General features: G+C 40.0%; 5 protein-coding genes. All 5 read left to right on the top strand.

Annotation, left to right across the window (positions count from 1 at the left end):
* Window positions 1-398 precede the first annotated feature (398 nt).
* Window positions 399-3,734 (top strand): SusC/RagA family TonB-linked outer membrane protein, encoded by a 3,336-nt coding sequence (locus AC1WHX_RS07785; protein WP_481229101.1) that lies wholly within the window; start codon window positions 399-401, stop codon window positions 3,732-3,734.
* A 23-nt stretch (window positions 3,735-3,757) separates the two neighbouring features.
* Window positions 3,758-5,158: a RagB/SusD family nutrient uptake outer membrane protein gene (locus AC1WHX_RS07790; protein WP_418236475.1), complete on the top strand. Its 1,401-nt coding sequence runs from the start codon at window positions 3,758-3,760 to the stop codon at window positions 5,156-5,158.
* A gap of 33 nt (window positions 5,159-5,191) precedes the next feature.
* Window positions 5,192-5,392: a hypothetical protein gene (locus AC1WHX_RS07795; RefSeq protein ID WP_022390373.1), complete on the top strand. Its 201-nt coding sequence runs from the start codon at window positions 5,192-5,194 to the stop codon at window positions 5,390-5,392.
* A 101-nt stretch (window positions 5,393-5,493) separates the two neighbouring features.
* Window positions 5,494-6,537: a hypothetical protein gene (locus tag AC1WHX_RS07800; RefSeq protein WP_022390374.1), complete on the top strand. Its 1,044-nt coding sequence runs from the start codon at window positions 5,494-5,496 to the stop codon at window positions 6,535-6,537.
* A 204-nt stretch (window positions 6,538-6,741) separates the two neighbouring features.
* The coding region (locus tag AC1WHX_RS07805; RefSeq protein WP_481229103.1) for a T9SS type A sorting domain-containing protein at window positions 6,742-9,750 on the top strand (3,009 nt) is incomplete at its 3' end.

The raw sequence follows: 9,750 nt of genomic DNA on the forward strand, positions 1-9,750 counted from the left end.
CTCTTATAAGAAACTAAATATCGCGTACTATTATCTGTTTCTTAGAGGCCGTCTAAATTTTGTTCGGACACTTTTTAAGAGATCCTCTTAAATTTTTTGTCCCGATAACCCGATAAAAAGTATAGCAAACCGTATAAAATACATGCCATACAGGATCAAAAGTCCGGATATATAACTTTATCGAGAATTTTAATCAGAACTTAAATTAACCACAGTAAACAAATAAACGAACGTTTATTTTTACTCTAAAGCCAATAGATGATCGAGCTTTTATAAAAAGGCTGTTTTTCGATATAAGTACTTATATTCTAAATAATTAAAAGAGAAAAGATACAATTCATAAAAAAAGTCCAAATAAACGTTCATTTATTTGGATAGTTTTAAAAGCCAAAGCCGAAATGATCAAAAAATTACTGCTTATTTTGCCATTATTCTTCCTTTTCTATTTCACAATTACCTTAGCCGCAGACAAGCATTACATTCGAGGAAAGGTCATCGATGAATCGGGAGAAAGATTATCCGGTGTAACAGTTCGGGTAAAAGAACAAAAATCCATAGGAACTTCAACCGATGATAAAGGAGAATTCTCGATACTCCTGCCCGAAAACGGAAAGCATCTCTTGTTCACGTATATAGGAATGAATGACAATACAGTTGCAGTTTCATCCAAAACTTCCTATATAACAGTGCAAATGGAGATTCAATCGACAGAGACGGAACAAGTAGTTATAACCGGTTATGCACAAACGACAACAAAAAAAATGACCGGTTCTGTCGGTATAATAGACGGCAAAAAACTTGCCAATCAACCACAACCCAACATCGATGCACTCTTACAAGGTCAGATAGCCGGAGTATCGGTTTCTGCGACAAGCGGCCAACCGGGGAAAGAGCAAAAAATCAGAATTCGAGGTACAAATACACTAACCGGAGATGCCGACCCATTATGGGTAATAGATGGCGTTCCCATGCAGAACAGCGTTCCTGAAATATCCTCATCGGAAATTAAAACAGGAAACTTCGACAATATGTTTATAACCGGAATTGCAGGAATAAATCCGAATGACATCGAAAATATCACGGTTCTGAAAGACGCGGCAGCAGCAGCAATTTACGGCTCAAGAGCTGCCGGCGGAGTTATTATTGTAACGACCAAAAAAGGTCAGGCCGGCAAGATGAAAATCAACTATTCGGCAAACTTATCGGTCGTCATGCCACCACAAAAAGATAATAACCTGATGAATTCTAAAGAAAAACTGACATACGAACAAACATTATGGGACGAATTCTCTGCCACCGATTTTGCCGCAGGAAAGACAAACTATCCGGTAATAGGAATAGTGGGAATCATACGATCCGGAAAAGGGAAATTTCAAGGTTGGACAGAGCAAGAACAAAATTCCTATATAGATCAGCTCGGAAACATAGAAACCGACTGGTATGACGAACTGTTCCGCAACGCAATATCGACAAACCATCACCTTTCACTAAGCGGCGGAACGGAAAAAGTCACCTATTATACATCCTTAGGATATACTCATGACGCAGGACTGGTAAAAAAGAACGATTATGACCGTTACAATTTTACAACAAACCTCAACATCACTCCCAGTCAAAAAATAAAAATAAATTTCGGAATCGATGTCTCCTATCTCAACTCTAAAGCTCCGGCTCTCGAAAGCGTCGATCCTTTTAAATACGCCTATTTTGCAAATCCTTATGAAAGTCCATATAATGCTGACGGTAGTTATCGTGCAGACGAAACATATTACAGTTTAGGGGAATACAATAATCTTACCGGATCTTACAAAGCACCCTATATTCCCGCCTGCGGATTCAATATCATGCGTGAAATGAATGAGACCGAAAGCAATACATCGAACACCAACACATCGCTACGCGGAGGGTTGGAATGGAAAATCATACCCGAACTAAAGTTTGAAGGATTAGCTTCTTATTCCTTTTCCAATAACAATTCAGAGAGTATTTACGGTGCGGAAACGAAAGCGGCATTCGATAATCGCCTCTCGGTTGACAGTCAAAGTCGCCGTGAGTACGCTTCTATCGCTCAAAACAAAGCATCCATAAACAGTTATATGGTAAGGGGACATTTCGCCTATTCCGACAATTTCGGGAAAAATCACGCTCTGTCTATTTTAGCCGGAGCAGAATTGAGAGGTTCTACCTCCCACACATTATATAGTAAACGGTACGGCTATGACCCGATTACCGAAAACAATACGACTCCGTTACCCGATCCGAACGGTGTCGGATATGAAAAACTGAAAGAATATCTGGCAGCTCTCGATCTGTCATCCGGACAATTGGAAGACGAGCAACGATTTGCATCCTTCTATGCATCTGCCGACTACTATCTGATGAACAAATATATCTTCAATGTATCTTTCAGAACCGACGGAAGCTCGAATTTCGGAAGCAAAGAACAATTCAATCCGACTTGGGCTCTCGGAGCTGCATGGCATTTAGGAGAAGAATCTTTCATGAAATTCCTAAAACCGGCAGTGAATAGGATGACCCTCCGTATCGCAAGCGGATTTACCGGAAACATCAGTCGCGCAGCAAGTCCGCAACTGATTATCGCATATTATGATAATTACCGAAATCTGAATAACAACATTTATCATATCGGAAAAGTCGTAGGTGCTCCGAATCCCAAATTGAGATGGGAAAAAACTCAGGATGTAAAAGCCTCTCTCGATTTCGGGCTTTTCAACGATCGATTGAGCGGTATAGTCGAAGCATACTATCGTAAAAGTTCGGATGTCGTTACATCAGAAAGAGTGCTCTCCACGACAGGATATCCTACACAAAAATACAATACCGCAGAAATTAAAAATCGAGGCATTGAAGTAACACTGAACAGTGTACCGGTAAAAACAAAAGATTTCAGCCTGAACCTATCCGTAAACATGGCTCTCAACCGAAACATCGTAAGTAAGTATAATCCTCCCTACCGAAACAGCAGTACCTCTTATAATGCAGAAATGCTCGAAGGATTCCCTACCGACGGGATTTTCAGCGGTAGATGCACAGGAATCGATCCCGAAACAGGATTGTACAATTTCGAACTCCGTCCGGACGCCGTAATCCGAACAAAAGACGATCTTCATCTTCCGGACAACTATCTGTTTTATTTGGGAACTCCGACCTCCCCTCTTACCGGAGGTTTCAGTTTAAGCGCAGACTACAAAGAATTTCGGCTGAGCGTAAACGGCGTCTATTCGGTCGGAGCAAAACAATTCGAATATATTCGTCCTCCCGTTTCATATTCCAGTACAGAATACGGGCAAGAAATCACGGTAAACGAAATGGTCCAGACTTTTCAAAACGACTTATTCACGCAATATCTCAATGTTAACCGAGATATGTTCAATCGTTGGACACCGGAGAACAAGACAGATGTCTCCGCTCCGCGCTTGTGGAATCCCTATACGGCAGATTACGGATTTAGTCGGCAATATCCGACAGAAACAGCAATCACCCAAGGTGCATTTCTCACCAAGCTCTCTTATCTCAGAATTAAAAATATTATTCTCGGATACAAACTTCCTAAAAAATACATACAACGGTCTAAAATCTCCAATCTCGATTTTTCTCTATCGTTGAATAATTTCTTGACAATTACGCAATACAAAGGAATGGACCCGGAAACTCCGGGCGCAACATACCCGATATCCCGTTCTGTTACCTTCAGTGTCAATATCGGATTTTAACATCTATACAGAAATTAAAAAATATGAAACATTTCAAATACATATTATTAGGAACTCTCATTCTGCTCATCCCCTCATGCACAGAATATCTCGATGTAAAACCGAAAGGAAAAATTATTCCTGAAACGGCAGAGGACTTCTCCACGATCCTTCACTACTGGCTCGACCGTGTAGAAACCGGACAAGATGAAGAAATTCTCGGTAATGCGACCAACCTTATACTGCAAGAATTTTATTCAGACAATTTAGATGCGACTTTAGCCTCCTTAGTAGAAGGATTTACAATAAACGGATATACACCTCTATATATCGGAGAAAGAATCAATTCGGTACAAAACGAATATTCCGACAACTATTCGGTAATAAAAGATTGCAATATGATAATCGGAGAAATGAAAGATACCAAATCAGAACTGGCAAAACAACTCTTAGGAACAGCTTGGGCGATACGAAGCATCTGTTATTATAACTTATTGATCCGCTTTTGCGAGCCGTATAATCCGATCTCGGCTGAAGATAAACTCGGACTCCCTTTAATCGACCGCTTCGACATGGAAGCAAAACCGTCCAGATCCGACTTGAAAACAACAGTATCTTTCATAGAAGAAGGATTTAAAAACGCAATACGATACGATATAAGCGACACAGACTACATTTTCACATCGGATGTCGCAAAAGCATATCTGACAAAACTATATTTCTGGACTCAGCAGTGGGAAAAAGCAATTCAGTATGCAGAAGAACTGCTATCCAAATATCCGATGTTAGAAGCGAACCAGTATGAAGAAGTCATGCAAAATAAATTTACCCAAAGTTCTAACTTCATTTTAAATCCCTACACCTCAGAATCTTCTTTAGGTTCTATGGCGGTTACCAATGCTTTTAGCGATTCCAAAACACGTCCGGTAAGCAGAGAAATGGCTGAATCTTTTTCAGAAAAAAATGATGACATTCGTTATACTGTTGCATTCAACAAAAAACGGGTAAACAATAAAACGATTCTTTTCAGAATCCGAAGCGAAGAGATGTGCCTGATTGCTGCCGAGTCTTATGCCCATTTAAACGACACAGAAAACGCCATACGTCAATTAAATGCCCTCCGCGAAAAACGAATCATACAAAATTTCATCCCATACACAGAAAAAAACTTACCGGAAATATATTCCCAACTGATCATCGAAGATGCAACCGGTAAACCGATAGACAAATTAATGTCGGCAATTTTATGCGAACGCCGTAAAGAGTTCTACATCGAAGGAGACCGTTGGTTTGAACTGAAACGAAACGGCCGTCCGGAGTTTTGGGTCGCCAATAACGGGAAAAAATATGTAAATGAAAAATATTTATATACCTACCCCATAAATAAGTCCGATATAGACCTTTATCCGGGACTGGTAATACAGAATCCGGGATACGAAGAATAAAAATCTCATTCCTATAATAATAAAATACGACAAATGAAAAAGTACATACTATCAGCTTTGTTGGTATCGGCAATTATTTGCGGACTCGTCTCATGCGACCAAAGCGATGATCTTCCCCCGAAGACCGAAAACTCATCCACTAAATACTTATTACCTAAAGGAACAGTCATGACCTCCTCAGAAAGAGCTTTGTGTAATGATAAAAAAACGGAATATGAACTTGCAACAAAATAAAAACTCATATTTCTCTCCGAGAGAAAATAAAAATGATTTTCAAGAAATTCGGACAAACTCTATAAATCGAACTATTTATTAATCATTTAAAAATCAAACAAATGAAAAAAATCTTTTATTTCTTATGTTTAAGCGTCATTGCGCTCACATTCCCATCATGCAACGATGATGACAATGATGAAACGAAAAAACCGACATCCTTTGATGAAATCGATGAAAAAATCATGTACTCCTTCGAAGCCTCGTCTCAATCGATGTCCAACACCTTAGATGTGAAAGTTATTCTTCAAGGTGAAGAAAGCGGAAAATCATTTACTGCTCCGGAAGATATAAACATTCCGTTCGAAGTAGACGCAGCAAGTACGGCAGAAATCGGAACAGACTACTCGATCGATGGATATACACCGACAGAAAGTACCGCTGCCGATTCGGAAGAACCGAAACTCAAACACTTCATTACCGTAAAAGCAGGAAGTAATGAAGGAACAGTGCGTTTCACGGCCGGAGAATCTATCTCAACAATCAAAAGCATAATCTTAAAACTGAATGCTCCCGAAAAAAACGCCGACAAATTCTATTTGGGAAACTATGACCAAATGAATATTTACATTACTAAAGCTAATACTGATTTCAACAACTTTGCAGGAAACTGGAAACCGGTAGAAATCACAAACAAACTAAACTGGATAAACTTAGAAATCCCGGCAGAAGATTATACAAATCTGCCCGAAACATTCAATGCCGATGACTATCTTGAAATCGTGAATACAAACGACAGTAAAAAAATTATTCCTCACGTAACAGGAAGCCTGAAAAATTATTTCTGTGGCTCAGAACACGAAGTTTCTTTCCTAAGCGTAGAAAATTTCTTTGACATGTCTATGATGGATAATTGGGACGGAATCGACATCATATATTACACAATAAAAGGTGCCAACAAATATTTTTCAGCGACAAAATCCGAACCGGCTGATCTCAAGATAGGTTTTTACAAAGTAGATGACAATACTATCAACATATTCATCCACGAATATGTCCCGACCGACTTTTTCTACTCTTCGTTCAATGATACATTCTTCGGCGAATGGAACTTTAATGCGCCATCGGTATTCGGTATTACTTACAAATTCACCCGAATACAATAAGAGCCTGTAGGCTAAAGATCTATAAATAGATACCACCTCTGAGACTGCTCCAAATTGAAATAAGATTTTGGAGCAGTCTTATTTATAAACTCCGATATTAAACACGATATATTCTCTTTTTAATCTGTATTTAATACATTATTCGGGTATTTCTTAAGAACAGGAGTCTACTTTTGCTTTACATTAATTCAATATCTTACCAAAATGAAAAACTTACGACTACCGATCTTACTCATTTTCGGGCTGCTATCAAGCCTTGCATCAGCAAAAGAAATCTACGTCGCATCCTTCGGAAAAGACTCGAATCCCGGTTCGCAAAACGAACCCTATGCAACATTGGGAAAAGCATTTACCGTTCTCGAAAACGACGATAAAATTTTCATACTGGACATACTAAGCATACAAAACGAAGCTTCGGGAACCGGAACGGGACAAATGGAAGATGATTGTCTCGGCATCAAATTTCCGTCTGACAAAAAAAATATCGTCATACAAGGAATCTCTCCCGAAACATCCGGTATTGACGGGACATCTCTTATTTTAGGGCAACGGGTACTGTTATTGCAAAACGTCGAAAATCTGACAATCAAAAACATCTCGATAACCAATGCCCTGAAAAATATAAATCCCATGGTAATAGGTGGTGGCGCAATCAGTGTTGAAGGCGGAAATGTCACCATCGAGAATTGCAATTTCGATGCCTGCGGATCATCCACTCTTCGTTACGGAGGAGCCATTCAGGTCGATAACGCCATCGTAACACTGAAAAATTGCAGTTTCGCTGGGGGCAACGCTTCTTACGGAGGGGCTATATACGTCGCATCCGGAAAGTTGATGACAGATAACTGTTCTTTCGCGCAAGGGAATGCTACCCTCGGTGGCGCTATCGCTACACAAGCCAATACCGCCAACACGGTTACTCCCGAAGAAAAACAAGTTTCCATCTTTTGTTCTAATTCGTACTTTTACAAAAACAACGGTTCGGCAGGCGGTGCGATAGCCGTAAGCAACTCTACAAATAATAATGCCGTCAAACTTCGAATCGAAAGTTGCACGTTTGCCGAAAATTCAGGACGAGGCGGAGCTATCTCCCTTGAAAATAAAAAAACAGCGATCAATGACTATCAGTTGATAAATTCCACGATCTATAAAAACAGCTCTCCAAACGACGCCGGAGCAATCATGTTGCTTGCCGGTCAAACAGGAGAAACATTCGATCTGATCAACTGTACCATCACTGAAAATACGACAACCGGAAACGCAGGACATGGGGCAGGAATCCGGTTCTATAACGACGATTCGTCAACCAGCCAAACCGTATTGAAAAGAATACTGAACTGTATTATCGAAAACAACTATGCGACAAACAACGGCAGCAGAAATCAGAATTCCGATCTGTCGTTCCGTCATACGCCCGAAGCCACCTACTTAATCATTAAAAACTCTTTCATAGGAAGCGACGGGAACAATAATATCAACGTAAAATATTACATGGAAGACAACCTCTTCAACTATTTTTCGGCAGTAGAATCCCTTGCCGAATTCGAAGGATCTACTTCCGATCAGATTCAGGCCGAAAAATGTATTCCGGTACTAAGTTCTTCTCTCGCTTCTAATTACGGAAATCCCCAATGGTTACAAGAAATCGGCATAACCACCGATCAAAAAGGGAAAACAAGACCGTTTACCAATAACCGATGCACTATCGGTTCTGTCGAAGTAGTCTCTACTCTAAACCCGGGAACAAAGCCCGAAGGAACACCGATATACCCAAGTTATGATAATCTGGTAATGGCAGGTTATCAAGGATGGTTTTCTGTAAAAGGTGATGACTCCGGAAACAACGGATATGTTCACTGCGGCCGTGACGGAAAATTCGAACCGGGATATGCCGGAATAGAATTTTGGCCCGACATGACCGAATACACAAAAAAATATCCGGTCGATTTCGTTTACCCCGACAATAGCCAGGCCTATTTTTTCAGTTCTTCCGATGAAGAGACTGTCGATCTGCACTTCAAATGGATGCAGCAATACGGAATCGATGGCGTTTTCATTCAGAGATTCATATCTTCCATAACAAGTCAAGCAATAGGAAAAGTTTTGAAACATGCCGTAAAAGCAGCAAAAAAATATAATCGAGCCTTTTCGATTATGTATGATTGCAGCGGACTATCTACTGAGGCAGATATCTATAAAGTATTAAATGACTGGAAAATCATCAATGCTAAATACCGTCTTTCCGATCCGTCTGTATGTCCTACCTATCTTCACCATAACGGAAAACCGATGATTGCATTATGGGGTATCGGTTTACAAGGCAAAGGCAGTACTCCCGCCCAGTTTAAAACAATGATGGACAATCTGCAAGATTTAGACGGGGCTAAACAGAAATTTTCCTACTTACTGGGATCATCTTATCAGTGGAGAACCGGAGGAGGCGACGCCTATCCCGACACGAAAGATCTGGTCGAAGTATTAAAAACAGCAGATATTATTTCTCCTTGGTCGGTCGGACGTTACAACTCTATAGCAGGATTCATGGACCGTGTGGAAAAATTCCTGAAAACCGATATTTTATGGTGTAGAATGAATAATGTAGGATATGCCCCGGTAGTTTTTCCGGGATTCTCATGGAGAAACTTAAAAAATCTGACCGCAGATAAATATGATGAAATACCTCGCCTGAAAGGCGATTTCTTATGGAGACAGATTGCCGAGGCAAAAAAAGCCGGAGCCAAGATGATCTATGTAGCCATGTTCGACGAACTGGATGAAGGGACCTGTATTTTCAAATGTGCAAACAGTAAAAATACACCGATATTCGCAACTTCATCAGACCCTCAAGGTAAATTCTTGGGAATCGACGATGATCTGCCCACCGATTACTATCTGTTCTTAGCCGGACAGGCCGGCGAATGGCTGAAAGGGAATGCAGAATACGGCGATACCAAACCTTCCTACAAACCGATGGGGATGGGACATACAAAAATAGAATCTCCGATAACGATAACTTATGCAAATAATATCCTCTCAATCAAAGCCGTTCGAACCGGAAAAATAATTGTACGAATCTATAATACACAAGGGAATTTAATAGGCTCATTAAAAAATAAAGAACAAAATATACCTTTCAATAAAACAATTAATATATCCGCTTTTCCTAAAGGCATATATATTATACAAACTATCCTCGAAGGAAAAACATACACC

Source organism: Coprobacter sp., from assembly GCF_982436375.1.